General features: G+C 69.5%; 23 protein-coding genes and 10 pseudogenes. 18 read left to right on the forward strand and 15 right to left on the reverse strand.

Annotated features, from left to right (window positions below):
* Positions 1 to 592: 592 nt before the first annotated feature.
* The gene (locus IE277_RS39265; RefSeq protein WP_189958535.1) at positions 593 to 1,177 is read left to right on the forward strand and encodes a hypothetical protein; all 585 of its coding nucleotides are present in this window, start codon (positions 593 to 595) and stop codon (positions 1,175 to 1,177) included.
* A 148-nt stretch (positions 1,178 to 1,325) separates the two neighbouring features.
* On the opposite strand, the pseudogene IE277_RS39270 reads toward IE277_RS39265, so the two are convergent.
* A pseudogene (locus IE277_RS39270) lies at positions 1,326 to 1,948 on the reverse strand (IS5 family transposase); the annotation flags it as partial.
* A gap of 113 nt (positions 1,949 to 2,061) precedes the next feature.
* Between IE277_RS39270 and IE277_RS39275 the strand changes: the two are divergent.
* On the forward strand, positions 2,062 to 2,199 hold the full coding sequence (locus IE277_RS39275; RefSeq protein ID WP_189958581.1) for a hypothetical protein: 138 nt from the start codon (positions 2,062 to 2,064) through the stop codon (positions 2,197 to 2,199).
* A gap of 48 nt (positions 2,200 to 2,247) precedes the next feature.
* Here the strand turns inward: IE277_RS39275 and IE277_RS39280 are convergent.
* Positions 2,248 to 2,652, reverse strand: a pseudogene (locus IE277_RS39280) (transposase); the annotation flags it as partial.
* Positions 2,653 to 2,777: 125 nt separating this feature from the next.
* On the opposite strand from IE277_RS39280, the gene IE277_RS39285 reads away from it, so the two are divergent.
* The 4 genes and pseudogenes from IE277_RS39285 to IE277_RS39300 all read left to right on the forward strand — a co-directional run bounded on the left by IE277_RS39285 (position 2,778) and on the right by IE277_RS39300 (position 5,665).
* Complete coding sequence (locus IE277_RS39285) at positions 2,778 to 3,593, forward strand: Rossmann-fold NAD(P)-binding domain-containing protein (RefSeq protein ID WP_189958536.1); 816 nt, start codon at positions 2,778 to 2,780, stop codon at positions 3,591 to 3,593.
* 158 nt (positions 3,594 to 3,751) lie between these two features.
* Positions 3,752 to 4,822, forward strand: a pseudogene (locus tag IE277_RS39290) (transposase).
* A 15-nt stretch (positions 4,823 to 4,837) separates the two neighbouring features.
* Positions 4,838 to 5,110 (forward strand): annotated as a pseudogene (locus IE277_RS39295) (ester cyclase); the annotation flags it as partial.
* 375 nt (positions 5,111 to 5,485) lie between these two features.
* Entirely contained in the window at positions 5,486 to 5,665 is a 180-nt protein-coding gene (locus IE277_RS39300; protein ID WP_189958537.1) for a universal stress protein, read from the forward strand.
* A 43-nt stretch (positions 5,666 to 5,708) separates the two neighbouring features.
* On the opposite strand, the gene ftsH is transcribed toward IE277_RS39300, so the two are convergent.
* Positions 5,709 to 7,709, reverse strand: coding sequence for an ATP-dependent zinc metalloprotease FtsH (gene ftsH, locus IE277_RS39305; RefSeq protein ID WP_189958538.1), 2,001 nt, complete (start codon positions 7,707 to 7,709; stop codon positions 5,709 to 5,711).
* Positions 7,710 to 8,172: 463 nt separating this feature from the next.
* On the opposite strand from ftsH, the gene IE277_RS39310 reads away from it, so the two are divergent.
* Entirely contained in the window at positions 8,173 to 8,292 is a 120-nt protein-coding gene (locus tag IE277_RS39310) for an ATP-binding cassette domain-containing protein (protein WP_189958539.1), read from the forward strand.
* Between the two features lie 172 nt (positions 8,293 to 8,464).
* The gene (locus IE277_RS39315; RefSeq protein ID WP_229882295.1) at positions 8,465 to 9,466 is read left to right on the forward strand and encodes a lysylphosphatidylglycerol synthase transmembrane domain-containing protein; all 1,002 of its coding nucleotides are present in this window, start codon (positions 8,465 to 8,467) and stop codon (positions 9,464 to 9,466) included.
* 360 nt (positions 9,467 to 9,826) lie between these two features.
* Here IE277_RS39315 and IE277_RS39320 read toward each other — a convergent pair whose 3' ends face one another.
* Positions 9,827 to 10,546 (reverse strand): SDR family oxidoreductase, encoded by a 720-nt coding sequence (locus tag IE277_RS39320; protein WP_189958541.1) that lies wholly within the window; start codon positions 10,544 to 10,546, stop codon positions 9,827 to 9,829.
* 54 nt (positions 10,547 to 10,600) lie between these two features.
* On the opposite strand from IE277_RS39320, the gene IE277_RS39325 reads away from it, so the two are divergent.
* The 4 genes from IE277_RS39325 (at position 10,601) to IE277_RS39335 (ending at position 13,347) form a co-directional block, all read left to right on the forward strand.
* Complete coding sequence (locus IE277_RS39325) at positions 10,601 to 11,233, forward strand: TetR/AcrR family transcriptional regulator (protein ID WP_229882296.1); 633 nt, start codon at positions 10,601 to 10,603, stop codon at positions 11,231 to 11,233.
* Positions 11,230 to 11,490, forward strand: a complete 261-nt coding sequence (locus tag IE277_RS49335; protein WP_308433460.1) for an SDR family NAD(P)-dependent oxidoreductase — start codon at positions 11,230 to 11,232, stop codon at positions 11,488 to 11,490. The genes IE277_RS39325 and IE277_RS49335 overlap by 4 nt, the downstream gene beginning before the upstream one ends.
* The gene (locus IE277_RS39330) at positions 11,442 to 12,062 is read left to right on the forward strand and encodes an SDR family NAD(P)-dependent oxidoreductase (protein ID WP_308433461.1); all 621 of its coding nucleotides are present in this window, start codon (positions 11,442 to 11,444) and stop codon (positions 12,060 to 12,062) included. Before IE277_RS49335 ends, IE277_RS39330 begins: the two co-directional genes overlap by 49 nt.
* Before the next feature lie 115 nt (positions 12,063 to 12,177).
* Positions 12,178 to 13,347: an IS630 family transposase gene (locus tag IE277_RS39335; RefSeq protein WP_229882297.1), complete on the forward strand. Its 1,170-nt coding sequence runs from the start codon at positions 12,178 to 12,180 to the stop codon at positions 13,345 to 13,347.
* Between the two features lie 407 nt (positions 13,348 to 13,754).
* Here IE277_RS39335 and IE277_RS48065 read toward each other — a convergent pair.
* The 4 genes and pseudogenes from IE277_RS48065 to IE277_RS39350 form a co-directional block, all read right to left on the reverse strand.
* A pseudogene (locus IE277_RS48065) lies at positions 13,755 to 13,944 on the reverse strand (oxidoreductase); the annotation flags it as partial.
* A gap of 165 nt (positions 13,945 to 14,109) precedes the next feature.
* On the reverse strand, positions 14,110 to 14,760 hold the full coding sequence (locus IE277_RS39340) for a hypothetical protein (RefSeq protein ID WP_189958543.1): 651 nt from the start codon (positions 14,758 to 14,760) through the stop codon (positions 14,110 to 14,112).
* Entirely contained in the window at positions 14,757 to 15,041 is a 285-nt protein-coding gene (locus IE277_RS39345; RefSeq protein WP_229882298.1) for an SHOCT domain-containing protein, read from the reverse strand. Before IE277_RS39345 ends, IE277_RS39340 begins: the two co-directional genes overlap by 4 nt.
* A gap of 128 nt (positions 15,042 to 15,169) precedes the next feature.
* Positions 15,170 to 15,472, reverse strand: coding sequence for a hypothetical protein (locus tag IE277_RS39350; RefSeq protein WP_373310979.1), 303 nt, complete (start codon positions 15,470 to 15,472; stop codon positions 15,170 to 15,172).
* Positions 15,473 to 15,922: 450 nt separating this feature from the next.
* Between IE277_RS39350 and IE277_RS39355 the strand changes: the two genes are divergently transcribed.
* The gene (locus tag IE277_RS39355; protein ID WP_189958544.1) at positions 15,923 to 16,918 is read left to right on the forward strand and encodes an Acg family FMN-binding oxidoreductase; all 996 of its coding nucleotides are present in this window, start codon (positions 15,923 to 15,925) and stop codon (positions 16,916 to 16,918) included.
* A gap of 302 nt (positions 16,919 to 17,220) precedes the next feature.
* Positions 17,221 to 17,541, forward strand: a pseudogene (locus tag IE277_RS39360) (oleate hydratase); the annotation flags it as partial.
* Between the two features lie 45 nt (positions 17,542 to 17,586).
* Here IE277_RS39360 and IE277_RS50190 read toward each other — a convergent pair.
* Positions 17,587 to 17,865 (reverse strand): annotated as a pseudogene (locus IE277_RS50190) (glycoside hydrolase family 65 protein); the annotation flags it as partial.
* A 71-nt stretch (positions 17,866 to 17,936) separates the two neighbouring features.
* Here IE277_RS50190 and IE277_RS48070 point away from each other — a divergent pair.
* A pseudogene (locus IE277_RS48070) lies at positions 17,937 to 18,179 on the forward strand (transposase); the annotation flags it as partial.
* Here the strand turns inward: IE277_RS48070 and IE277_RS39370 are convergent.
* A pseudogene (locus tag IE277_RS39370) lies at positions 18,101 to 18,775 on the reverse strand (glycoside hydrolase family 65 protein); the annotation flags it as partial. The pseudogenes IE277_RS48070 and IE277_RS39370 overlap by 79 nt on opposite strands.
* A gap of 72 nt (positions 18,776 to 18,847) precedes the next feature.
* Entirely contained in the window at positions 18,848 to 19,723 is an 876-nt protein-coding gene (locus IE277_RS39375; RefSeq protein WP_189958546.1) for a universal stress protein, read from the reverse strand.
* A gap of 186 nt (positions 19,724 to 19,909) precedes the next feature.
* On the opposite strand from IE277_RS39375, the gene IE277_RS39380 reads away from it, so the two are divergent.
* Positions 19,910 to 20,560, forward strand: coding sequence for a CBS domain-containing protein (locus IE277_RS39380; RefSeq protein ID WP_229882299.1), 651 nt, complete (start codon positions 19,910 to 19,912; stop codon positions 20,558 to 20,560).
* Between the two features lie 11 nt (positions 20,561 to 20,571).
* Here IE277_RS39380 and IE277_RS39385 read toward each other — a convergent pair whose 3' ends face one another.
* The gene (locus IE277_RS39385; RefSeq protein ID WP_189958547.1) at positions 20,572 to 21,492 is read right to left on the reverse strand and encodes a pyridoxamine 5'-phosphate oxidase family protein; all 921 of its coding nucleotides are present in this window, start codon (positions 21,490 to 21,492) and stop codon (positions 20,572 to 20,574) included.
* A 116-nt stretch (positions 21,493 to 21,608) separates the two neighbouring features.
* On the opposite strand from IE277_RS39385, the gene IE277_RS39390 reads away from it, so the two are divergent.
* On the forward strand, positions 21,609 to 22,283 hold the full coding sequence (locus IE277_RS39390) for a CBS domain-containing protein (RefSeq protein WP_189958548.1): 675 nt from the start codon (positions 21,609 to 21,611) through the stop codon (positions 22,281 to 22,283).
* Positions 22,284 to 22,408: 125 nt separating this feature from the next.
* Here the strand turns inward: IE277_RS39390 and IE277_RS39395 are convergent.
* Positions 22,409 to 23,070 (reverse strand): annotated as a pseudogene (locus tag IE277_RS39395) (universal stress protein); the annotation flags it as partial.
* 229 nt (positions 23,071 to 23,299) lie between these two features.
* On the opposite strand from IE277_RS39395, the gene IE277_RS39400 reads away from it, so the two are divergent.
* Positions 23,300 to 24,328 (forward strand): alcohol dehydrogenase catalytic domain-containing protein, encoded by a 1,029-nt coding sequence (locus IE277_RS39400; protein ID WP_189958577.1) that lies wholly within the window; start codon positions 23,300 to 23,302, stop codon positions 24,326 to 24,328.
* Between the two features lie 150 nt (positions 24,329 to 24,478).
* On the opposite strand, the gene IE277_RS39405 is transcribed toward IE277_RS39400, so the two are convergent.
* Together IE277_RS39405 and IE277_RS49830 are read right to left on the reverse strand one after the other, a co-directional pair.
* Entirely contained in the window at positions 24,479 to 24,754 is a 276-nt protein-coding gene (locus tag IE277_RS39405; RefSeq protein ID WP_189958549.1) for an acyl carrier protein, read from the reverse strand.
* 5 nt (positions 24,755 to 24,759) lie between these two features.
* Complete coding sequence (locus tag IE277_RS49830) at positions 24,760 to 25,257, reverse strand: 2-oxo acid dehydrogenase subunit E2 (protein WP_373310984.1); 498 nt, start codon at positions 25,255 to 25,257, stop codon at positions 24,760 to 24,762.
* Between the last annotated feature and the right edge of the window lie 11 nt (positions 25,258 to 25,268).

Consider the following 25,268-nt stretch of genomic DNA (forward strand, 5'->3'; position numbering starts at 1 on the left):
CATGCCCGTTGACCACGCTGCCGCACCGGGAAACTCCAAGATCCCCGACAGAGTCAAGCTGGTGCTTCCACGCGAAAGCTGCGAAGGGTCCTGGCAGCGGGCTCGCTGTGCAATCCGGCACCGGAGGGACCGCTTCACTGTGCAAACAGGTCCTTCGCGCCGCCCGCGGCCGTCGTAGGTTGTGCTCGGCCCGGCACGGGGCGGGGCGACCGCTGCGGCGGCCCGGGCTGGCAGGCGGGCGCCCTATGGCGTGCTCGCATCCGGCTCACGCCGTCTGCAAGCGCTCTCACAAGATCACCAACTGACCGGTCAGGCCGTCAAGCGCCTGACACAGTGAAGGGGGAATGGCTCCATGTGTATGGGGCGAAAGACCATCGTGACGGCACTCGCCGCCGGCGGTGTCCGGCCGCTGCCCCGTTCGTAGCAATACCGGTGCGGGAAGCTGCTGCTCACTCACACGGGGAAGGACCTTTGCGTTATGCGCGGAATCGTTAAGGCTGCTACGGCAGTCGCGGTGGCCCTGGGGGCGATCACGGCCACGGCCGGCAGTGCTTCGGCTACCGGGGACGGGGAATCGGTGAAGAGTGCTTCTATGCTTGCGCGTCTAGTCAAGACCGCCCGTCTGTCGCTGCGTCGACTGGCCGCGGTCGCCGTGGCCATCGCCGCAGCCTGCGTGGCCGTGGCCGTCCCCGCCGGCCCGGCACAGGCGGCCAGCCCCTGTTCCAATCCGATAATGGCGAACAACCCCGTGGACGTCTACGACCTGGGGGCGTGGTCCTCCCCGTGGACGCGGGCCCCGCGGCGGCTGGGGACGCTGTACCTGGGCTACTACTCCAACCCCAACTGCCGCCAGGTGTACGCCGAATTCCACTGGAACCAGGACGGGAGCGTGGACCTGAGCAACAAGGTGGGATACATCCGCCTGGACGACGGGCGCCCGTATGCCGACGGCTCCGGCTGGAAGTATGACCGGGCCTACGACAACGCGAAATCGGGCTGGTGGACCTCACAGTCTGTCCCCATCGACAACTACGGGGCACCCAAGCGGTTCACGCCGGTGCTGGAAATCAACCACGGGGCGGCCGTGGAGTGCAACGACTGGCGTATACCGGGGAACTGGCACACCTTCTCCGATGGCGGGAACGGGACCGCCACGAGGGTGAACTGCGGTTTCTGACCACGACGCCAACACAGCGATGCGACTGCAACCGGATCTGCGCCGGCGTGTCCTACGCAGCCTCACCGCTTGGCTGTCCCAGTCGACGACGGGCCTGTCGACTGGGACAGCCAAGCGCCCAGCCAGCTGGGCGCGCATGAGGTCGTGATCACTTGCTACTCCGATTGCGGTCCTTGATCCAGATTATCGAAGCGCGAAGGTGGAGGCTGGCGAGGTAGCTCGCCGGGGTCTTGTCGAACCGGGTGGCGATGCCTCGCCACGCCTTCAGCCTGTTGATCAGACGCTCGACGCTGTTGCGCTCCTTGTAGAGCTCGGTGTCGTGGCTGACGGGCCGACCGCCCTTGCTGCCCTTCTTCTTCCGGTTGGCGCTCTGGTCCTTCTTCTCCGGAATGACGGCCTTGATGCGGCACCTGCGCAGGTAGCCCCGGTTGCCGCGGGACGAGTACGCCTTGTCCCCGGCGACCGCGTGCGGGTGAGTTCGGGGACGGCCGGCGGGTCCGCGGACCCGGACCTTCTCCAGCACGGGGACGAACTGCGGGCTGTCGGCAGCCTGTCCCGCGGTCAGGACGAACGCCAGCGGGCGGCACTTCCGCTCACCGGCAACGTGGATCTTGCTCGTCTGCCCACCCCTGGAGCGTCCGAGCAGGGCGGCCTTCAGACGGAGCTTGCGCCGCCGCTCGTCCCGCTCAGGATCGGCTTCGGCGTCCTGCCTGCTTTGTTCTTCGAGGCCGCCCTCTTTGACCTGGCCTTCTCCTCCTCGGAGGCAGCTTCGTTCCTGCGTCCGGTGACTCCTCCCACGATGCCGCAGAGCGATTTCGCGCTGCCTGGTCGACCTCACTGAAGAGCTGAGCCCTGTCGCCCTGGTGACGCATACCGGGGTCACCGTGGACCTGCTGCGTAGCTTGATCGGTGACGATGCGGTGCCGGTCGAGTTGATGCAGCACGGCGCCCCCTCCTGCGCGATCACCACGCTGGAGGACCTGTCCGTTGTGGACATTGCTTCGGTTGCGCACCTGGAGTGACCAGGTTGCCCGTTCTGTCTGGTGACGCACAGTCTGCTGCAGCAGGGATCAAGCCGCCTGGACGAGCGGCTGTCCGCCCCAGCGGATGGCCTTCTCGCTTCGGATGCGAGCACGCTCGCGTCGCTGATCGGCGAACATGCTGCGATGGCGGGCGTTGGCGTTGCGCCAGCGCAGGTGGGCGTGCAGGGCCCAGGTCTGCACGGTGTGGTTGGGGTGGTTGGAGTTGGCGATGATGAACTGCCTCAAGGGTCCGAAGTGCGCCTCGATCGGGTTCGCCCATGAGGCGTAGGTCGGGGTGAAGCACAACTCGACCTTGTTCTTCTTCGCCCAGCGGCGAATGTCGGCGCCCTTGTGGTGGACAGGTTGTCCAGGATCACGTAGATCGGTGCGCTGTCCGGGCGTGCGGGCACGGATCGACTTCAGCGCGGCCAACGTGTTCCCGGCGCCGGTCCGGGAAGCGGTCGAGGACCTCCTCGATCCGGTCCAGCTTCGCCTCGTGGTCCGAGGCCGGCGATTGCTTCGTCGACGAACGCGGCCGACCTCTTCTGCACCTGCCTGCCGAGCTCGCAGGCGGCGACGTGGAGGTACTTCGTGGCGACCTGGCCCGGGTGCTCTACGAGCACAGTCGCCCGCACACCGAGTACATCTTCGGCGACTCGATCACCAGCCCTACCGAGACCGCCGGAGGCGTACAGGTCACCTTCCGGCACAACGCACCACGCGAGTTCGCCCTCGTGATCGGTGCGGACGGGCTGCACTCCAACGTGCGCCGACTCGCCTTCGGCCCAGAGGAGAGCTTCGTACGCCATCTCGGCTACTACGCCGCCACCTGGCAGCTACCCAACGACCTGGGCCTTGAGCAAGGTTCGGTTGGTTACAACGCACCGGGCCGACTCGCCAGCGTCGGCGGCGATCACCGGGACGCGGCGCAGGCCCGCGCCTTCTTCGTCTTCGCCTCGCCCCAGGCCACGTACGACCGCCATGATCTGGAGCAACAGAAGGCTTTGATCGTCAAGGTGTTTGCCGGGGACGCCGCCTGCGGCGCGACGATCGGCGGCATGGGCACCGGAACCGGCGTGGTGGCCGCCTACGTGCTGGCCGGCGAACTCGCGCTGGCCAATGGCGACCACCGCGCGGCCTTCAGCCGGTATGAGACCGCGATGCGCGGCTATGCCCAGGGCTGCCAGAAGGGCGGCAGCCGCTCCGGGAAGTTCCTCGCCCCCGGCACCACGATCGGCCTCCGCATCCGCAACGGCCTCCTGAATAGGCACTCCCTTATGAACTGGATGCTCAAGGAGGGGCAGAAGATCAGCACCATCAACCTGCCCGACTACCGGTCTCTCAGCCGACCCAGTAAGAACCAGAAAAATCACCAACGAGGATCAGTCAGCTAGGCCACCTCCTCGCATGCATGACGGGATGCAGGAGTGAGCAACGCTCAAGTCCTATGGATCGGGCTCGGGTTGGAGCTGAAGGGCGTACCTTCCCGAGTGATCGATTGAAGGTCACCGAGTAGGCCCGCGTTCGCAGGGCGGGCCGGGAGGGCGCGCCCGTGCTCAGCGTAGTCAACGCCGATGGCACCACTTCGAACGGCTCCCTGATCGACGAGATCGTCCGCTGCATGCTGGCCGCCGCGCTGGAAGCGGAGGTCAACGCCTACATGGCCGAGCTGGCCGACCAGCGCGACGGGCAAGGCCGTCGTCTGGTCGTGAGCAATGGCTGCCACCATCCGCGGAACTCACCACAGCCGCCGGAACCGTTCAGGTCAAGGCCTCGCGTGTGAACGACCGCCGCATCGACGAGGCGACGGGCGAGCGCAAGCGGTTCTCCTCGGCGATCCTGCCACCCTGGTGCCGCAGGTCCCCGAAGACCAGCGAGGTGCTGCCGCTGCCCTACTTCCACGGCCTGTCCTCCGGCGACTTCGTCCCCGCGCTCGAGCAGTTTCTCGGCAGCTCGGCCGGACTCTCCCCGGGCCAGCATCACCCGCCTCACGACGCAGTGGCAGGCCGACCACCATGCCTTCGGCGAGCGCGACCTGTCGTCCACCGACTACGTCCACGTCTGGGCCTACGGCATCCGCCTGCGCATACGGCTCTCCGAGGCGAAGTCCTGCGTCCTGGTCCTCATGGGTGTGCGGGCCGACGGCACCGAGGAACTGATCGCAATGGCCGATGGCTACCGCGAGTCCGCCGAGTCCTGGGCCGACCTGCTGCGCGATTGCGCCCGGCGCGGCGTACGTGCCCCCGTGCTCGCGGTCGGCGACTGCACCCTCGGTTCCTGGAAGGCGCCGGCCGAGGTGTTTCCCGATGCCCGCCACCAGCGGTGCTGCGTCCACCTACGCACGACCAACCCGATCGAATCAACGTTCATGACCCTCCGCCTGCGGACCGAGGTGACCAAGGCAGCCGGCAGCGCGGCCGCCACCCTCGCCATGGTCTTCAAGCTCGTCGAGTCCGCCCAGGCTCGCTGGCGCGCGGTCAACGCACCCCACCACGTCGCCCTCGTCCGGACCGGCGCCCGCTTCGAACGTGGTCACCTCGTCGAACGCCCCGCCACTCGCTTCATGGCCGACCGGGTCCGGGCACATCAGGTAGTCTCGGAGTCACCGGCGGTCGTGGAATGAACGCCACAGCAGTACACCGAACACGTCCAGGAGATGCTCGACGCATACGGCCCCTTCACGCTGACCGTGGACGAGCTCATCGCCGAAGGAGATCGGGTCTACGCCCGCTGGACCCAAAACGGGCGACACATCGGACAAGTGGAGCGCCACCCGCCGACCGGTGCACAGGTCACAGCGATGACCAGCGCGGTCTATCGCGTCGAGGACGGGCTCATTGTCGAGTACTGGATCCAGATCGACCGGCAGGGGATCACCGCTCAGCTGCAGCAAGCGGTCACCGGGCACTGATCCCGACTCACTCCACAGGCGAGCCCAAGCGGTCAGCACATCACCGCTGTTCAGGAGGTTGGCCTAGACCTCTGTCGGAGTCCGGTAGCCATGGGTCTTCCGTGGACGATGGTTGAGCTCTTGGGCGATGGCATCCAGGCCGGCGACCGGGTGGGCGGCGAAGCTGGGCTTGGCGTGCTCACCGAGAGCCTGTTGCAGGGAGCGAGGGCGGGGGATGCTGCCGATCGGCTCACGGCACGTCGGCTGCCGGTCGCACCGGGGGCTCTCGGTGACCTGTGGCGATGCGGATTCTGGCGGTATGTCCGCCCGTGCTTCCCGCCCAGGGCAAGTTCACTGGATCGGGTTCCAACCCGGGCGCCGGACGCGAGATGAGGGATGCGTCCCAACAAGACCGTGTTGGCGACACGCGGCCGAGGCAACCCGAGCGGTCCCGTACTGCTGGCGGTGTACGGCTCACCGGCCGACGAGGCGGCCGTCGAATTCGCTTTCGCCAAGGCGTCGTTGCGCGGTGCGGCCCTGGTGGCACTGCGTGTCTGGAACGCCTGGAGCGAGTAGGCCCACGAAGGACCGGGCGATCCGCTGAACGTGTTGCTGACGATCACCGAGGCGGGATGTGAACTCCTGGCTCCGGACGCCCAGGGGGAGATGACGCGTTGACAGCCTGGTCATCGCCTCTTCCGTCCGCCTGGCCGCCTTCTTGGCGCAGGACGTCGAGGACGACGGAGCCGGCGACGGTCTCGTGGGTGACCAGTTCGCCGGCCAGGCGTTCCAGGGCAGGCTGGTGGCCGCGCAGCAGCGTGATCGCGCGCTGTTCGGCCAGGCGCAGTAGGCGGGCGACCTCTTCGTCGACGATGCGCTGAGTCTGCTCCGAGTACGGCGGCCGGCTGGGATCTTCGGTGATCTCGCCGAGGAAGTGCGGGTGGGTGGAGGCGTAGCCGATCGGTCCGAGTTCGGGGGAGAGGCCGAACTCGCGGACCATGCGGGTGGCGATCTGGGTGGCTCCGGACAGGTCGTCGGCCGCTCCAGTCGATCCCTCGCCGAAGACCACGAGCTCGGCCGCGCGCCCGCCCAGGCGTACCGCCAGAAGGTCGTTCAGGTAACTCTCGCTGTACAAGTGGCGTTCCGCCTCGGGGAGTTGCTCGGTGACGCCGAGGGTGACGCCGGCCGGCAGGATGGTGACCTTCGCCACCGGGTCTGCGTGCTCGCACAGCGCCGCGACCAGGGCGTGGCCCGATTCGTGGACCGCGACCGAGCGGCGTTCCTCGGGCAGCAGCGCGTTGGAGGACTCCCGGCGTCCCAGCAGCACACGGTCGCGGGCGGCATCCAGGTCGTGCGGATCGATCCGGGTGCGGTTGTTCCGTACGGCGTTGATGGCGCCCTCGTTGACGAGGTTGGCGAGATCCGCGCCGGAGAAGCCGGGTGTGGCGCGCGCTACGGCGCCCAGGTCGATGTCCGGGGCCAGGGTCTTGTCCCGGGCGTGGACGGCGAGGATCGCGGCGCGCTCGGCCTGGTTGGGCAGCGGTACGGTGACCTGGCGGTCGAAGCGCCCGGGGCGTAGCAGGGCCGGGTCGAGGGCGTCGGGCCGGTTGGTGGCGGCGAGGACGACGATGCCGCTGGACTGGTCGAAGCCGTCCATCTCGGACAGCAGCTGGTTGAGGGTCTGCTCGCGCTCGTCGTTGCCGCCCTGTCGAGTCCCGCCGCCGCGCCGCGATCCGAGCGCGTCGATCTCGTCGATGAAGATGATCGACGGTGCGCGTTTGCGGGCCTGGTCGAACAGGTCGCGCACCCGGGAGGCGCCGACCCCGACGAACATCTCCACGAACGCGGAGCCGGTCACCGAGAGGAACGGCACGTCCGCCTCGCCGGCGACCGCCCGCGCGAAGAGGGTCTTGCCGGTACCGGGTGGCCCCACCATGATCACGCCACGGGGGCCCTTGGCTCCTGCGGCGGTGTACCGGGAGGGATTGCGCAGGAAGTCGACAACCTCGCTGATCTCCTGCTTGACCCCGTCGTAGCCGGCGATATCGGCGAAGCGGGTGGTGGGCCGCTCCGCCTCGATGATCTTCGCGCGTGAGCGTCCGATGGCGCTCAGCCCGCCGGTCAGCGGCCCTGCGGTCCGGCGCCCCATCCACACGAAGAAGCCGATCAGCAGCAGGAACGGCAGGAACGAGAAGAGCACCGACAACCATGTCGAACCGTTGCTGCTGCTCTGGCTGGCGGTGATCTTCACGTGGTGGGAGGTCAGCTGTTGCTGCAGCTGGGCCCCGGTGCCCAGCGCCGTGGGGAGCTGGGTGGTGAACTTCGTGCCGTCCTTCAGGGTGCCGCTGACCGCTCCCTTGTCGTTGATGTCGACCGTCTGCACCTGGCTGGCGTCGACCTTGCCGACGAAGTCGCTGTAGGACAGTGAACTCGCGTGCGGCCCGGACCGTGCGCGAGAGAGCAGCAGGACGAAGACGAGCGTCATCAGGATCCACCAGAGCATCCAGCGCCCGCCGAACGGCTGCGGTTGCCGGGGCGGAGGGCCGGGCGGCTCGCGCGGCGGCCCGGGCTTGGCGGGCGGCGTCAGGTGCCGGTGCGGCACCCGCACTCGTGTGATCACCGATCCCACGCCCCTCGGTCGCTGTGAACCCCCCGATTACGAGCCTCAACCGTCTACCAGCCTCAACCCGGCCGTTCCTGGGCGGCAGGGGTCGAACGGCCCTGATGGGGGCCGTCCGGTCGCAGCCCCCAAGGACCGCGGCCGGCCGTCGGACAGCGAACAGGAGCCGGCTGACAGGTATGCATGGCGTCCCGCTGCCATATAGACGAAGCGCGCCCTTGTGCGCGGCCGTCGGGGTGAGTGGGTCGTTCGGACCGTAGGTCTGGGCGATCGGCCCTGGACCGGGTTGTCCGTGCGGCGGGACGCTGGAACGCAGGTCGAGGCGGGCGAGGCAGATCATGGGTAGTCCGCCAACAGCGAGGCAGACGAACGCGCCGCCGCGTGACAAAGCCGCGGCAGCGGCTGCGGTGGTCCCGTCGCGGGACTCAGCAAGCGCTACGGGGCCGAGGCGGCGGTCCGGCAGGTGTCGTTCTCGGTCCGGACGGGTGAGGTCTTCGCGCTCCGCGGCCCCAACGGCGCCGGGAAGCCCACGACCATCAAGCCAGGAAAGAGCCCGGAGGACCAGGTCCGCGGTGCCGAATGACCGCGGCGAGCACGCCGTGCCCGTCCAGCCCGTCGCCGACCCCCGGCACCTGAACCCTCATGACGCCTGTCGGGAGTGATGGCCGATGTCCGGGAGGCGGGAGTTTCAGGTGGGGCGTGGCTTCGGGTGGCAGGAAGGACGTCCTACCGGACCACGCGCGCTGTGGTGGCTGGTGGCCGTACTCGTTGTGGCGGCCGTGGTCCTGGTCGCCGTCCTGCGGCGGCGTGAACTGGCGAAGGCCTACCACCTCATCGCTGGAGTACGCCCGCTGCCCGTCGCGGTCGCCGTGGTGTGCCAGGCGCTGTCGCTCCTGTGCTTCGCCGCGTTGTACCGCTGGCTGCTCGGGGCCGGCGGGGCCCGCTGGAGCCTGCGGCGCACGACGGCGACTGTCGTGGCCGCCAACGCCGTGGCGGGCGCGTTGCCCGGCGGGGCGGCGTTCTCCGCCGCCTGGGTCTATCGGCAGTTCCGCCGCCGGGGCGCGGAGCAGGTACTCGCGGCCGCTGTCCTGGTGGTGGCCGGCGCGCTGTCGGTACTCGGTCTGGCCGTCCTGCTCGTGGCCGGCGTGGTCGCCGCGGGGCAGGCGGAGTTGCGTACCGTTCTGCTCCCTGTGGCCGGAGCGCTGCTGGTCCTGGGGACGGCGTTGGCGGTCTTCGGAGCATCCCGCTTCTCGGGCTTGCGGAGCGCGATGGGGCGAGCGTGGAGAGGCACCGGTCGGCGTTCCCGCCGCATCCGGCAGGGCCAGAACGCACTCGCCCAGCTGGTCGAACAGGCCCACAGCCTGCAGGCCGGCCTACGGCCCTGGCTGCGTCCCTTCGCGTTCGCGCTGTTGAACTGGGTCTTCGACGTGGCGTGCCTGGCCGCGAGCCTGTGGGCGCTCGGCATCGGCGTGCCCTGGCACAGCCTGCTGCTCGCCTACGTTCTCACCCAGATCCCGGGCAGCCTGCGCCTGACCCCGGGCAGTCTCGGCATCGTGGAGACAAGCTTGTCCGCACTGCTCGTCCTGTACGGTCTTCCGCCCGGTCCGGCGATCGCCGCGACGCTCCTGTACCGGGCCGTCAGCTACTGGGCCCTGCAACCCATCGGCTGGACGAGCTGGCTGGCCATCACCCTCCAGACCGGTGCGTCCCGCTCGCCGCCGCGCCGCTCGGAACGACGCGGCGACCTCAGCCCTTAGTGGTCTCGCCTGGAAGTCCTTCGGGGGTTGATCATTCGATCTTGCCGGTGGTAATGGTTGCTGCGCGACTGGCCGCTGATCACCCCGGCTCGCCGCACTCGGCGGCTGTGAGATCGAGGTCGAAGTACGCACCAACGCCGCGCTCAAGGTCGGCCTGCCACCTCCGAGATCGCCGAAGTGCCGCTGCACTCGGCCGTCTACTGCGCGATGCCACGGTCCATCAACGCCACCCTCGTCGCCAAGAAGGTCTTCGCTGAGCATGACTGCTCCGGGGCCACCCCGGTGTTGGGCTTTGAGTGTCGGTGTTCTGCCCTGCCGAGGTGAGGCGACAGGGCAGAACACCGCGGCGCGGTGAGCGGGTCAGCCGAGCGAGACCAGACGCGCGCCCCCGTCGGTCTCGATGATGGTGCCGGTGAGGTTGGCATTGGTGGCGGCCAGGGCCACCACCTCGGCGATCTCCTGTGCCGAGGCGATGTGGCGGACCGGCAGAGTGGCGGCCGTTTGTGCGAAGTACTCGCGCTTGGCGTCTTCCGGCAGGCTGTTCCACCAGGGCGTGTCGACGAGCCCGGGAGAGACGGCGTTCACCCGTATCGGAGCGAGTTCCGCGGCCAGCGGCTTGACCAGGGCCTCGACGGCGCCGTTGAGGGCGGCGATGCCGGCGGTTCCTGGCATGCCGGTCCGCGCGGTGATGGCGCTGAGCAGGGTGATAGACCCGTCCGGTGTGAGGTGCGGCAGGACCGCCTGGATCGTGGTGACGTGGGGCCAGAACTTGGCCTCGAACGCGCGTCGCAGCATCGGCAGGTCGAGATCGGCTACCGGCCCCAGCCCTTCGCTTCCGCTGGCCGCCAGGACCAGCCAGTCGATGCTGCCGGTCGCCTCGGCGAGTGCGCTCATCTCGTCAGGGTTTCCGGCGTCGGCCCGGTGCCCGACCAGTTCGGCGTCGGTGATGGCAAGGGCGTCAAGGCGCTCCTTGCTGCGGCCGGCGATGTGCACCGTGGCGCCACGTGCGTAGAGCAGGCGGGCCGTTGCGAGCCCGATGCCGGACGTTCCCCCGACCACGAGGGCAGTGCGCTGGGACATGGCGTCTCCTTATTTCGAACCGCTGCGTCTCGCATTAAGCTAACCTCCATGGTCATGGACAAGCAACCCCCCTCAGAGTCACGCCCGGGACGCAAGCGCAGCGAGGAGAGCCGGATGGCGATCCTGGTCGCAGCGTTCGAACTGGTCGGCGAGGTCGGCTACGCGGGCCTGACGGTCGAAGGAATCGCCAACCGCGCCGGATGCGGCAAACAGACGATCTACCGGTGGTGGCCCTCCAAGGCCCACGTTCTCCTCGAAGCACTCGCAGTGAAAGCTGATCTGTACGTCACGAACGCCGACCACGGTTCCTATACCGACGACGTACGGGCTTTCCTGGGGGACACGTTCCGGCTCAGCCGCCAGCAGCGTGTCGTCGACATCCTGCGCTTCCTGATGGCGGAGGCCCAGATCAACGAGGAGTTCGGCGAACTCTTCCGCAGCGCCTTTCTGCAGCGTCGGCGCGACGCGCTCCAGGTGGTCCTCGATCGGGCCCGGACACGGGGCGACCTGCCGCCCCGTCCTGCTGCGTCCACCATCCTGGACATCGTGTTCGGCACCTTGTGGTACCGCCTCCTGGCCACACGCCAGCCCACGGGCGACGACCTCGTCGAGGACCTCACGGCCACCCTCACGCAGGCTGCACAACCCCGGGCCGACATAGCGATCGACATGGGAGACCAGCAATGACTCTTCCCCGCACCATCCTCATCACCGGCGCGACCGACGGCCTCGGCCTGGCCCTGGCCGAACGCCTGGCAGCCGACGGCGCCGACCTGGTCCTGCAGGGCCGCAGCCAGGCCAAACTCGACCGCATCGCAGACCAGTTCGCGGCCCGCGGCGTATCCAGGCCCGGACCGCGACCGCGGACCTCGCCGACCTCGACCAGGTCCGCCGCATGGCCGCTGAGATTCGCGCATCGGTGGACCGACTCGACGTCCTGGTGAACAACGCCGGCATCGGCGGCGGGCAACCGGACGGCCGCACCCGCCGCGCCAACGCCGACGGCCACGAGCTGCGCTTCGCGGTCAACTACCTCGCCGGCTTCCTGCTCACCCTCGAACTCCTGCCGCTGCTGCGCGCGTCAGTGTCGGCCCGCATCGTCAACGTCGCCTCCATCGGCCAGCACCCGCTTGACTTCGAGAATCTGATGCTGGAGCGCGACTACGACGGCATCCGAGCCTACGGCCAGAGCAAGCTCGCCCAGATCACGTCCGGCTTCGAACTCGCCGCACGCCTGCCCGCCGACGAGGTCACGGTCAACAGCCTGCACCCCGCAACCTATATGCCGACCAAGATCGTCCTCGCCGAGATCGGACACAGCATCGACACGCTGGAAGAAGGAGTGACCGCCACCCGCCGGCTCGTCACCGATCCGGCACTCGCCGGTACCACCAGACGCTTCTACGACCACACCCGCGATGCACGCGCTCATTCCCAGGCATACGACAGCGAGGCCCGACTGCGCCTGTGGCAGGCGAGCCTGCAACTCACCAAAGCCGAGGACCCCCTGTGTTGAGTGCCGCTGGAGTGGAGGCCGTGGGCAGGGCCGCCATCCTGCCCGACGCTCGCAGGACCAAAGGGCCACAGACTACGGCCCGGCGTGATCCACTTCTCATGATCGGCCTGTCTGCATGCCCGTTGCCGCCGCCCGTCCAATCGTCCTGACCGCTTCCGAGCGGCACCGACTGAAGAAGGCGGCCTACGGTCACAAGACCGAGCACCAAGCCCGGCAACGTGCCACCGTCGTGCTGCATGCGGCCCGCGGGTGCTCCAACGCACGCATCGCCCGCGAGACCAGGCTGCACATAGACACCGTGCGTACCTGGCGCGGCCGCTTCGCCCACGGCGGGCTGCTGGCCCTGGCCGACCGCAAGCGCAGCGGGCGTCCCGCACGGTTCACCCCCGTGCAGGTCGCCGAGGCCAAGGCACTGGCCTGCCAACTCCCCACCGAGACCGGCGTGCCGCTCTCGCGCTGGTCGTGCCCGGAGTTGGCCGCCGAGCTGACCGCACGCGGGATCACCGACAGCATCTCGGCGTCCACGGTGCGCCGCTGGCTGCACCAGGACGCGATCAAGCCCTGGCAGTACCGGTCCTGGATCTTCATCCGCGACCCGAACTTCCGCGCCACGGCCCAGCGGGTCCTGGACTTGTATGCCCGTACCTTCGACGGCGAACCGCTGGGCGAGGACGAGTACGTCATCTCCAGCGACGAGAAGACTTCCATTCAGGCGCGCTGCCGCTGTCACCCCACCCTGGCGCCGGGGCAGGCCCGGGCGATGCGCGTGAACCACGAATACGACCGCGGCGGCGCGTTGGCCTACCTGGCCGCCTACGACGTCCATCAGGCGAAGGTCTTCGGCCGCTGCGAGCCGAAGACCGGCATCGTGCCCTTCATGAACCTGGTCACCCAGATCATGAGCACCGAGCCCTACGCCAGCGCCAGACGCGTCTTCTGGATCGTCGACAACGGCTCCTCCCACCGGGGGAAGAAAGCCATCGACCGCCTGACCACAGCGTTCCCGAACGCGGTCATGGTCCACACCCCCGTCCACGCCTCGTGGACAAACCAGATCGAGATCTTCTTCTCCATCGTCCAACGCAAGGTCGTCTCGCCCAACGACTTCACCGACCTGACCCAAGTCCGGGATCGGCTCCGAGCATTCGAAGACCGCTACAACGCCACGGCACAGCCGTTCCAGTGGAGGTTCACCACCTCCGACCTGGACGATCTGCTGGCCAGACTCGACCGGCACACACCCGCCGATCGACAGGAAGAATCCTCCGTCGCGCTGGCAGCTTGATCAACCCCCGAAGGACTTCCGGAGCCGACCACTTAGCGGTTGGAGAACGGTCCCGGGAGACCGACGTGCTTCGGACCCGCGCTGCTGTGCAGAGCGGGTCCGAAGGGGCGCCGTCCTCGATCCGACTCAGATCACTGGATTGCGTTGGCTCTGGTCACCATGCGGTGATGACCGGCGCATGGAGTTCGTGCTGCCGCCAGGCCGCGTTGAGACGCGCGAGCCGGTCTGCGGCGGCGATGCCGTGCAGGACGCGACCTTGCCGTCGCTGACTTCGAACGCCACGGCGCCCACGACCGGTCGCCGACCACGGCGAGGACGGCCGGCGAGCCGTTGACCGGCGCGATGTGGAACGCGGCGAACCGCCGCCCAGCCGCCGCTTCGCCGGGGTGGGCCTGAAGCGGCCTGCAGGCCGGGCGACGCTTGCGCTTGGGCATGCCGAAGGTCGGGTGGGCGATGCCCCACCCGGCCCCGTTGAGCACGCCCGACTTGAGCCGCGCGGCGGTACGGCCGCCCGCCCAGGTACCAGGACTTCGACCGGGCGTCCCCAACCACCGTCTCCCACGCGATGTGCCGCCTGATCAATGAGCGCGACTGTCCTACGTTGTTCCAACTGCCGGCCTACGCGCCCGGCTTCCATGCTTTCGGCGACCTGTGCTCACTGACGGCTTCCTCGCGGCCACCGGCCTCAACTCGGTCAACCGCCGCCATCACCCTGGAATGCTGAAGTCAGCGATGCGTTCCTGAGGCGCCTGCGCCCTGTTGTCAGCCGCTCGTGCTGTTGCGGGAAGGGGATGGTTCTTCTTCCCTGACGAAGCGGCCATGCCACGTGTGGTACCAGACGTCGCCGGTGGTCGCGTTGACCGAGAGCATGCCGACGATGTGGTCGTCGCGCAGGGTGTGCAGGGTGAAGTAGCCGGGGAACCAGTCGGGTTTCGCGGCGTGCAGGTCCTTGTGGTGGTCGTGCAGCCACCGGTCGGCGATCCGCACGGCTTGCCCGGGTCCGATCTTCGTGGGGCCGGGCTGAGTGCCGGTGGGCATCATGCCGTAGGCGGTGTTCCACATCATGGCCGGGCCGAACTCCAACTGGACCGCGCCGCTGCGTGGGTCGATGAGTGCCTCGGTGGCGCCCTTGCCCGAGGAGTCGAGGAGCTGGGCGTAGTACCCGTTGCTGAACTGCATGACCTCCCCGACGCGCAGGCCCCACCGGTCGGCGAAGCGCCCTGCGGCGCGGTCCGCGTCAGCGAGGTTGCGTATGGGGCCCTGCCGGGACGCCACGCCGCCCGTCGTCATCCCCGTCCGAGGTCCCCACGACGGGGAGCCGTTGCCCGCGACCCACACGAGCGAGGCGATCAGTGCCGCCACCGAGGCGAGCAGCACGGTCAGTGGCAGCAAGCGCTGGCGGAGCCGGCTCACCGTGGCCTCGGCCGGTGGGCGGCGAGGCGCTCGTGGGCCTCGGTGTACGTGTCCGTGTCGATCTCTCCCGAGGCGTAGCGACGGTCGAGGATCTCCTCCGGGGTCTCCCGGCGCTCGCGGTCTTCCCAGCCGTGGCTGTGACCGGAGGCGCCCCCGGACGGGCCGTGCGTCAGGCGGATCACGGCCCACACGGCGAGGCCGATCAGTGCGATCCACAGCAGGGGCATGAAGGCCATCCAGGCCCAGCCGCCGTCCCAGTACATCACCGTGCCCACCTCCATCTGCGAGGTTTCGACCTGAGTCTGTTGTGTTCATGGTGGGCCTTGGCCGGGTGGGGGTATCAAGGGCTTTTCGGCCCTGCCTCCGGACCACTCGGTACCTCTTGTCGGCCGGCCTGCATGCCTGTCGCTCACGGGGCGGGGGAGAAGTAGTTCTCCCCTTCCTGGGTGAAGTGCAGGCGTAGCACGGCGTTCAGGCCCTGGAGGGCAAGAGCGCAGGTCGTCGAGTTGTCCGGGCAGGGCTGCCGTCGGCGCGGGCCAGTTTGTTCGGCGGCGGAGCGGTGGATGAGGGCTTCGGCGGCAGGGGTGAGGGCCGGTCGCGTGGCTTGGTCGACGTGCAGGGCGCGCAGGGCGTTGAGGATGACGGCGACGTCGATGCCTTTCTGGAGCAGGGCGTCGGCGGCGGGCGGGAGGAGGGCGGCGGCTGCAGCCATGGCGGTCAGGGACATCAGCTTGCTGACCGAGGGCACTCTGCACGGCGAATGCGGCGGGCGCGCCCAGCGATGGTGACGGCGTCGGCGAGGGCGGCAAGAGGTACCGCGGCCGGGGCCGTCGCGGTACCGCGAGATGTACGAAGCCGCACTCGAACGGGCGGCACTGTGCCGGCAACGATAACTACTCGACTGCTCTCGGGGCGGTCCCAGCGCGTGGCCAGGGCATGGTCGGGCGGGTGGTGGTCGCCGTGCCATCGGCGATCGCCGGGCTGTTTCTCACTGCCGCAGTCGTGTTACGGGCGGTCTTCCCCCACTGCCGTGGTGACATGGGTGGTCGCATTCGGTGACGAAGCCGGGGCGGTCGGTGATCCCGTCGGCACGGTGAGCCTGGCGGCGGATACTGGGAACTGCCCCTGAGGGTGTGGATGTGTGGTGTGTCAGGAGGGCGCGATGGGCACCCAGCAACTGGACACGAAGATCGTGGCCGAGATGGTGGCCGAGGCCGTGCTGGCTCCGTCCATGCACAATGCGCAGCCCTGGCGCTTCCGGCATGTGGCGAGTGAGTCCGCCCTCCTGGTGCTTGCCGATCTCGACCGGGCCATGCCTCGTTCCGACCCTGGGAACCGGGCGTTGCACATCGGCTGCGGAGCGGCGCTGTTCAACCTGCGCGTCGCTGCCGTCCACGCCGGGTGCGCCCCGGTTGTCCGGCTGCTGCCGGATCCCGCGGAGCCGCTGGTGCTCGCTTCCGTCCAACTCGGTGAGGCGCACCCTCCCGGCACGGACGAGGACGGCCTTGCCCGCCTGTACCCCGCGATCCGCGAGCGCCACACGAGCCGGTACCCCTTCGAGGAGAGGGACATCCCGCAGGATGTGCGGGCCGCATTGCACAGAGCAGCCGACCACGAGGGAGCCGAGCTGCTGTTCCCCGGGCCCTGGCACGCCGAGACCGTACGGGAACTGGTTCACGACGCGGAGAGCCGTGACGCGCTGAACCCCGAGGGCATGGAGGATCTGTACTGCTGGACCCGGCTCGGCCCGGAGGCGGAGACCGCGGTCGACGGCGTCCCGGAGTACGCGTTCGGGCCCCGGCTGCGGGACGGCAAGGCTCCGCTGCGCGACTTCGCCGGTCGTCGCCCGGTGGCCGACCGCGGGACCACGGCCTTCGAGCGAAATCCGCACCTGGCGCTGCTCAGCACACCAGGTGACGCCCCCGCCGAATGGCTGCGCGCCGGGCAGGCACTGGAGCGCGTCCTGCTGGAGGCGACCTCGGCCGGACTTGCCACCTCCCTCACCTCCCACGCCCTGGAGAGCCCGGACCTGCGTCTGCTGGCCCGCGACCCGGTGGCCGGCCGCGGTCACGTCCAGATGGTGTTGCGCATCGGATACGGTCCCCAGGGACCCGCTACGCCCCGCCGTCCGGTCCGGGACGTCCTCGACCTCGTCTAGAAGCCGGCCGCCCGCTGCGGCAAGGAGGCCTCGGCCGGCCGAAGGCGTAGAGCCGTGACCCGCTTCCTTGCGCATGGCGCCGCCGCGTGGTCCGAAACACACTCCTCCCGGCCGCGCTGCTGCCCTTCACTGGGGCCCGACGGTGCGTGATCAGGGACATCCGGCCCAGGCGCGCAAGGCGTCCCCGGGCGTTGACCGACGGTTGCCGGCATCGGCCCGACTGCGCGACCGACGCTCCGCAGCACTCCCAGGCCTACCGCGTCGGCGGGGGCATCGCCGCGCTGGCAGCCGCCGCCTTCCTGATGCACGGCGGCCGCTTCTCCGGCGAGAACATCCACATCCTCAAGGAACTTTCCGGCCGCAGGCGTTCGATGGACGGCTGCGGCGGGCCCAGCGGTTATGTGCCCCGGGGCGGCCGCATGCTGGAGGACGAGGCCTGCGCCTGCCTGTGGAACCTCCTGGAGACCATCCCGACTCTCACCGACGCGACGGTCTCCGTGCGTGAGGAGATCCGCGAGTTCAGCGCCACATGGCCCACTCAGGCCAAGGCCCGCCTGATCGGCAAGGGCGCCACCGTCCCGGACGCCTCCGACTACGGCCTCGACGCCCGTGACCGTGTGGAGCTGCCCCGGCTGCCGGTGCTCCCGGAGGCGGTGATCGGAGCTCGCCGGATCGAGGACTTCGCCCTCGCGTGTCGCCAGTCCTGTCAGACCGCGCTGGACCTGGTCGAGGGTGCCGGCCGTGGCTCCGGGATGGATGCCCTCGCCGGTCGTGCCGCCCTGGATGTCTGCGATGTCCGCCTCCAGGGCCTCGTGGACGTGCTGCCATGCCTCCGCCCGTCGCGCTTTGGCGAGGACCAGGCCGTGGACGAGTCCGCTGAGGGTGGAGCCGTGGCTGGTGCGCCACAGGTAGTGGTCGACGGTTCTGTGCCAGGCGTCGTCGTCCAGGTTGACCTGCCCCACCTCTCAGGTTCCAGTTCTGCTGGCTAACTGACGGCCTTCACGAAAGGCTGCCGGACATGCCCCGCGCCTACCCCGCTGAGTTCCGCGCCCGCGCCATCGCGTTGGTGCGGGCAGGAAAAGAACAGAAGCAGACCGCCGTTGACCTCGGCATCCATCCGGTCACGTTGTCGAAGTGGTTGCGCCAGGACGATATCGACAACGGACGACGCCCTGACAGGGTCTCGGCTACGACCGTCGTCCGGGCGGCCATCGCCACGGCGATGCCCGAGGTGCTGGTCCGGCAGCTGAGCCAGACTGTGTGGGGCTCGTGTGCGTCGGTCCGCACATGAGTCACGTGGTGGCGGTTGCGGGCGCGGTATCGGTGCACATTGCCGTTGGTCACCTCGCCGTCCAGGGAGCTTTCGATCTCGATCTCCCCCGACCAGCCTTCGGTCGTGAAGACCGTCCGCAGTGCGGCCAGGTGCGGATCCCCCATGTGCACCACTCGGGTCTGCTCGACGCCGAGGAGGCCCGCATCTTCGCCGCGGTGGCGGAAGGACCGGGTGAGCGTGCCGCGGCGCAGATCCAGGGTGTGCCGGTGCTCCAGGAGGGTGTGTGCGCCGAGGGAGAACCACGGGCCCCGTGCTCCGTCGGCTCGGTTCAGCCGGAACCGCGGAAGCAGCCAGTTCGGGAGGTTGACCAGGTCTTCGTTCACCACCTGCCGACCCGCCACGGTCGACTCCAGGCGGTTGTGGCATCCCGCCGCGTAGGTGCCCGGGTTAGTGCACCAGAACGCCCGGCACTCGGGCAGCGCGCCCCGCGTCGCGAAGTAGCCGTCGCCGAGGGTGCAGAGCGCCTCACGCAACTGCTCGGCAGCGGGGTCGTAGCCGGTCCACTCCCATGTCCACTCCGGCATCCGCCACGCTTCCCTCTCGTCCGCAGGACGTCCTCCACAGGACGCTGGAGGCCCACGTATGTGCGGCGAGCCTCAGGCTGACTGGGGGACGACGGCGACGGGGCATGGCGCGTGGTGCAGCAGGGTGTGGGCGACCCTGCCGAGTTGCAGACCGAAGCGGCCGTGCCGGCGCTGAGCGCCGACGACGATCAGGTCGGCGTCGGCCGATGCCTCCAGCAGGACGCGGTGTCCGGGGCCTTCGACCGGCTGGCGCCGGACATCGACGCGGGGATGCTGCCGTACCGTCTCGCGCAGGGCGTCCTCAAGGGCGGTCGAGGCCCGCTCCTCACGCAGCCGTGCCGCGTCGTCCGCGATCAGCATGTGGTCCACAGGCTCTTGCAGCGGGTTGCGCCAGGCTCGTACGGCCGTCAGGGTGCAGCCGCGCACCTCGGCCTCGCGCACGGCGAACCGTACGGCGGCCGTGCCCCCGGTGGGGTCCCCGACCCCCACCACGACCCGGCCGAAGCTTCCCCGGCGGTTGGGTTCCGCGCCACGGATCACGATGACCGGGCAGACGGCGCGAGCCGCCACCGCGAGGCTGACGGAACCCAGCAGCATCCCGGCGACCTCGCCACGCCCACGTGAGCCCGTGACCAGAGCGAACGCATCAGGTGCCACGCGCAGCAACGCGGACACGGCATCCTCGGGCAGCGCCCTGCCCGAGACCTTCACCTCGGGATTGCGCAGCCGGGCCCGTTCCGTGCAGGAAGCGACGATGTGCTCGGCCATGACCTCACCGGCAGAGCGGTCGGCGTGGAAGGACGGCTGGGCTCTCTCGTAGGTCTCCCACAGGGAGGCATGGACAAGGTGCAGGGGAAGCCCGTGCCGTGCTGCCTCGTCCACCGCCCAGTCGACCGCCGCGAGACTGGAGTCTGATCCGTCGATGCCCACGAACAGTGGGAGGTCCATCGCCGCCACCGCCTTCGCCCCGTCTGCCGAGAGCCCCTGTGACCACCGTCGCACCGCCCGCGCAGCGCCGCTACACGCCAATGGGTCCGGATCGGGTGGGGTCGGTTTGGCGGCGGCCGGGTTGTGGCGATGCTGGAGGCGATGGCCGAGCCGGCTCTTCCGGCGCGCCTTGCGAGGACCGAGGACATGCCTGTCGCCGCTGCGCACATCGTGAGGGATGTGATGACCGCGCCCGCGGTGGCTGTCAGGCGCGACGCACAGGTCAAGGAGATCGTCCGGGTCCTGGAGGAGCGCCATGTGAGTGCTGTGCCGGTCGTGGATGTCACGGGGCGGGTCGTCGGTGTGGTGTCCGAGGCCGACCTGTTGCCCAAGGAGGAGTTCCGGGGCCGTCGGCTCACTCGTTTCGAGCGGATCCGGCACCGGCCCGAGCCGGCCAAGACGGGAGGAATGTCGGCTGAGGAGCTGATGAGCACACCCGCTGTCACGGTACGCCCGGACGTCACGCTGGCTCAGGCGACGCGTCTCATGGTCGTGAACCACGTCAAGCGGCTGCCCGTGATCGACGACGAGGACCGGTTGCTGGGCGTCGTCAGCCGTGGCGATCTGCTGAAGGTCTTCCTGCGGCCGGACGCGGACATCGAGGAGGAGGTCCGCCGCACGGTGGTGTCCTACCTGTTCCCGATGCACGCTCATGCCATCCATGTGTCGGTGCGGGACGGGATCGTCACGCTGCGGGGACCTGTCCACGACACCTCGCTCATCTGGGTCGCCGAACGCCTTGTCCGCGGGCTGGAGGGCGTGGTCGGCGTCGAGACCCGGCTCGGTGGCGTCGGGTGAAACGTGGCCGTCTACTGATCCGCCGGGGTGATCCGGCGGCCTGTGAGGATCGTGGGCCGGATCGACACCCACATCTCGCGCTCGCCGCCCGCCCAGGGCATGGTGTGGGCCTGCTGGGTGAGCCTGCGCACGGCCTCGGGATCCGTCACCACGCTCGCGGGGCCCACGGCGAGCACGCTCCAGCCCTGGCTCAGCGCCTCGTCCACGTGGTCGACCTCGAAAGCGACTTCCCTCTCCGCGGCCGCCGCGGGCACGGAGTCGGGTACGGTCCGGAAAGCGATGGTGTCGTCGACGACCTCGTAGTTGACCGGGACGACCGCCGGGCGGCCATCGGAGTCCGACACCGCGATGCGCCCCACGCCGTGTGTGGAGAGAAGGGTGCGGCATTCCTCCGGACTGAGGTCCCGCAGCCGGGGGTGCAGCAGTGCGTGGCCCTGGCCGGGTGGGAGATCGATACCCCCGCCACGCAGCGCGGCGACCGTGGTGCCCAACGCGTCGGCCAGCCTGATGAGAGTCGCCGACGTCGGGTCGGCGGGCCGTTCCTCCAAGTAGGCCAGGTAGTCGGGCGACATCCGGGCGCGGCCGGCCGTCTCCTCCCGGCTGAGCCCCCTCCTGCGGCGTTCGACGCCCACGCGCCGGCCGATGTCGCCGGGATCGGCCGGCCCGGTCGGATGGGTGGCCGTGGTCACGGTCTCCGCCTCACCCGTGCCCGGCGGTGCCTTGGGTGTGGACGTGGGCTGTCCCTGCTCCAGATGGCGGATGTGGGCGTCGGGCCCGGGGAAGACGAGCGTGATTTCGTCCGTGTCCGACCAGCGCACGTCATAGGGAGGTGTGCCGTCCCGGTGGTGGAGCCCGACGATCTCGCCGTCGCGCCTTGCGCCGCCGGTCGTCGGACTTTCTATGACGAGCTGGTCGCCGAGGTGAGCTCGCATGGTCGCCGCCCTCTCCTCAGAATGGTGCTGTATCCAACCTGCCACGCGGGACACACTCCCGCACGGGACGAGAGTCCTGTATCAGCGTGGCCGGAGGCCCGGATCCAGGAGGCACCATGCACCACCGAACGGTCGAGGAGCTCATGACCCGGGACGTCGTCCGGGCACGGCGCGACACGCCGTTCAAGGAGCTCGTCAGGCTGTTGGAGGAGAACGACGTCACCGCCGTGCCCGTGGTGGACGATCTGGACCGCCCGATGGGAGTGGTGTCCGAGGCCGACCTGCTGCGCAAGTGCGCCGACCAGGCCGATCCGACGGGCCGGACTCCCCTTCCGCATCTGGAGGCGTGGGAGCGGGCCAAGGCCGAAGGTTCCCGGGCCGAGGAACTGATGTCGGCGCCCGCGGTGTGTGCGCGTCCTGACTGGAGCGCGGTCGAGGCCGCCCGTCTCATGGAGAGCCAGCGCGTCAAGCGGCTGCCTGTGGTGGACGAGGCGGACCGGTTGCTGGGCATCGTCAGCCGTGGTGATCTGCTGCGGATCTTCCTGCGCCGCGACGAGGCCATCCGGGAGGAGATCGCCGGTGACCTGCTGCGGCGCACACTGGGCCTCGATCCGCGGGACGTGAGCGTGGAGGTGCGCGACGGGCGGGTCACCCTCACCGGCACCGTGGAGAACCGAAGCATGATTCCCGTCGTCGAGCAGTTGTGCCGTGGCGTTGACGGCGTGGTCGCGGTCTCCGGGAACCTCGCCCACCGGACGGACGACACCCCCGACTCACCCACCGGGACGTGAGCTCAAGTTCTGCATCGGCCTGGGTTCACACGGTCCGTCCGGCGATGTGACGGGACCGGGACGCCGCCATGCCCTGGGTATCGCGTTCGGCGGTGTTCAGCAGTTGACGGGCGAGGTCCTGCATGGCCCAGTTCCGGACCTGGATGCCCGAGTCGCCGGCGGGCGCCCACGACCAGCAGATCCGCCGTCGACGCGGCTTCCGGCAATGCCGGGCGCGGGGGTGAGCTTCCATGACCCACGACGGAGCTTGCGGTGTCGTGGGCGCACCGGACGGTGCACTCCAGGCGTGCACCGCCACGAGCCGGCACCGTCGAACATGGGCCTCACGGCGCGCGAAGTCCATGGCCGTGCCGCTGCCCTCCCCGCCCTCGACACCCACGACGACGCTCCCGAACCGGGCATCACGGTGCTCCACGGTGCCGCGCACCACGACGACCGGGCAGTCGGCGCGTGCCACCACGCCGAGGCTGACCGAGCCCAGGAGTATGCCGTCGAGGTCCCCGAACCCTCTGGACCCCAGGACCGGTGCGAAGGCGCTGCGTCCGATGTCTATCAGGGCGGAGGCCGCGTCCTCGCATGACACCTCACTGGACAACGGGACCGCGGGAGCCCGCTTTCTGGCACGTGCCGAGGCGGCGTCGACCACCTCGGATTCCTCACGCTCACCGGCCGCCGCGTGCAGAAGCCGGGGCGGGACTCCGTGCCGGGCCGCTTCGCCGGCGGCCCGGTCGACCGCCTCAAGGCTCCCCTCGGAGCCGTCGACGCCCACCACCAGCGGAATCGTCACCGCCCCGGTCTCTTCTCAGCCCGTATGCGGGCGACGCCGGGCCCAGCCACGCGGTCGGACCGTTCACCGTCATGTCCGGTTTCCGTGTCCGGCTTCTTCCGAGGCCGAGGCCGCCGCCATTGCAACCAGCCATCGCCCGTGGGCCTCGACGACGGCGCACGGACGGCCGTGTTGCCCGGAAGCACGGCGGGGGTGACCGTGGAGGTGGGGGAGCGAGGGAGTGAACACCGTGCGAGCGCTCGTCTACCACGGCCCGGCGCAGACCTCCTGGGACACCGTCCCGGACCCTGTGATCGAGGAGGCGACCGACGCGATCGTGCGCATCGACGCGACCACCGTCTGCGGCAGTGATCTGCACATCCGGCGGGGAGACTTTCCCGAGGTGAAGCCCGGTACGGTCCTCGGCCACGAGGCCGTCGGAGAGGTCGTGGAGGTCGGCGGCGAAGTCCACCACCTTCGCCCCGGCGACCAGGTGATCGTGTCGTCCGTCTCGGCCTGCGCCGACTGCAAGGAGTGCCGTGACGCCATGTACGGGCAGTGTCGTGGAGGCGGCGGCTGGATCCTGGGGAACCTGATCAACGGGACCCAGGCCGAGTGGGTGCGGGTGCCCTTCGCCGATCACTCCACCAACCGACGCCCCTCGGACCTCCCGCTCGACGACGCGCTGCTGCTCGCGGAACTCCTCCCGACCGCCTACGAGGTCGGAGTGCGGAACGGACATGTGTGCCCGGGAGACACCGTCGTCGTGGTGGGCGCGGGCCCCGTGGGTCTCGCCGCCGTCATCGTCGCGCGACTCTACTCGCCCCGGAGGATCGTCGTCGTCGACCTGGCCGACGCCCGGCTGGAGACCGCCGCCCGGGTGGGGCCGGACGCCGCCGAATCGCCGGGGAGGATGATCGCCGGCCTGTCCGAGGGGCCGGGCGCAGACGTGGTCATCGAGGCGTCGGGCGATCCGGACGGGTTCGTACTGTGCACGCGCGCTGTCCGGACCGGAGGGCACATCGCCAACATCGGGACGCACGGCAGACCGGCGACGCTGCATCTCGAGTCCCTGTGGCGCAAGAACGTGACGATCAGCATGGGGCAGGTCGACACGTCCTCCACACCCCGCCTGCTGGAACTGATGAGGTTCGGGCGCCTGCACGTCTCCCGGTTGGTCACCCACACCTTCGGCCTCGACCGGATGGAAGACGCCTACGAGGTGTTCGCACACGGAACCACCACGGGCGCCGTCAAAGTCGTACTCCATCGCGAGTGAGCCGCACGGTAGCGGTGAGCCATGGGGAACACGGTCGTTGGTGAGCCGCCGACGGTGCTGGAGACCGAATCGCACACCCCTGGCCGCATCCGGCAGCTGCCCGGGCACCGCACGGGCATGAGACGCAGGGCGGGTACGAACGGCGGGAGTTCACGTTGCTGAGCCGGTCCCCTCCTTCGATCTCTCGACCAGGAACCGCGAGGCATCCGACAGCGTGGTCAGTTCCGGGTAGTCCTCGTCGTCGATACGGACTCCCGTGCGCTCCGACAGCAGCTCCACCAGACTGAGGAAATCGAGCGAATCCAGTTCGAGGACGTCGCGGAACTTGTCGTCCGGTTCGACCAGAGTGAAGTCGGCGTCGGGGATGATCTGAGCGATGGACTCCTTGACCACGGACAGAGCTTCCGCGTTGTTCAGGGGCTTCATCTGAGTCACAGCTCCTCCGGATTCTGCAACAGTCGGTCGACCGCTGTGAGGTAGCGCGCCCCTACGGCGCCGTCCGTGGCCCGGTGGTCGGCGGCCAGGGTCGCGGTCACTACCGGACGCACGCCGAGCATGCCGCCGGTGGCCCAAGGCCGTTCGACGACCGCGCCGAAGCCGACCAGGGCCACCTGGGGCGGATGGATGACACCGAACACCGTCTCCACGCCCTGGTCGCCCAGGCTGGTGACGGTCAGGGTGGCGCCCCTCATCTCGCTGCCCCGCAGCCGTCCCCGGCGGGCGCGCTGGACCAGGTCCTTGAGGCGGGCCATGAGGACATCGGGCGGCAGTGTGCCGGCGCGGTGGATGACCGGCGCGAGCAGTCCGCCCTGCCGGAGCGACACCGCGACGCCCACATTGACCTCGTCAGCGGGGACGAACCCGCCGTTCTGCCAGTAGCCGTTGAGGCCCGGCACCTCGCGTACCGCTGCCGCGGCGGCCTTCAGCAGGAGGGCAGCGG

The sequence above is a fragment of the Streptomyces alanosinicus genome, from assembly GCF_014650595.1.
Classification (GTDB): Bacteria; Actinomycetota; Actinomycetes; order Streptomycetales; family Streptomycetaceae; genus Streptomyces; species Streptomyces alanosinicus.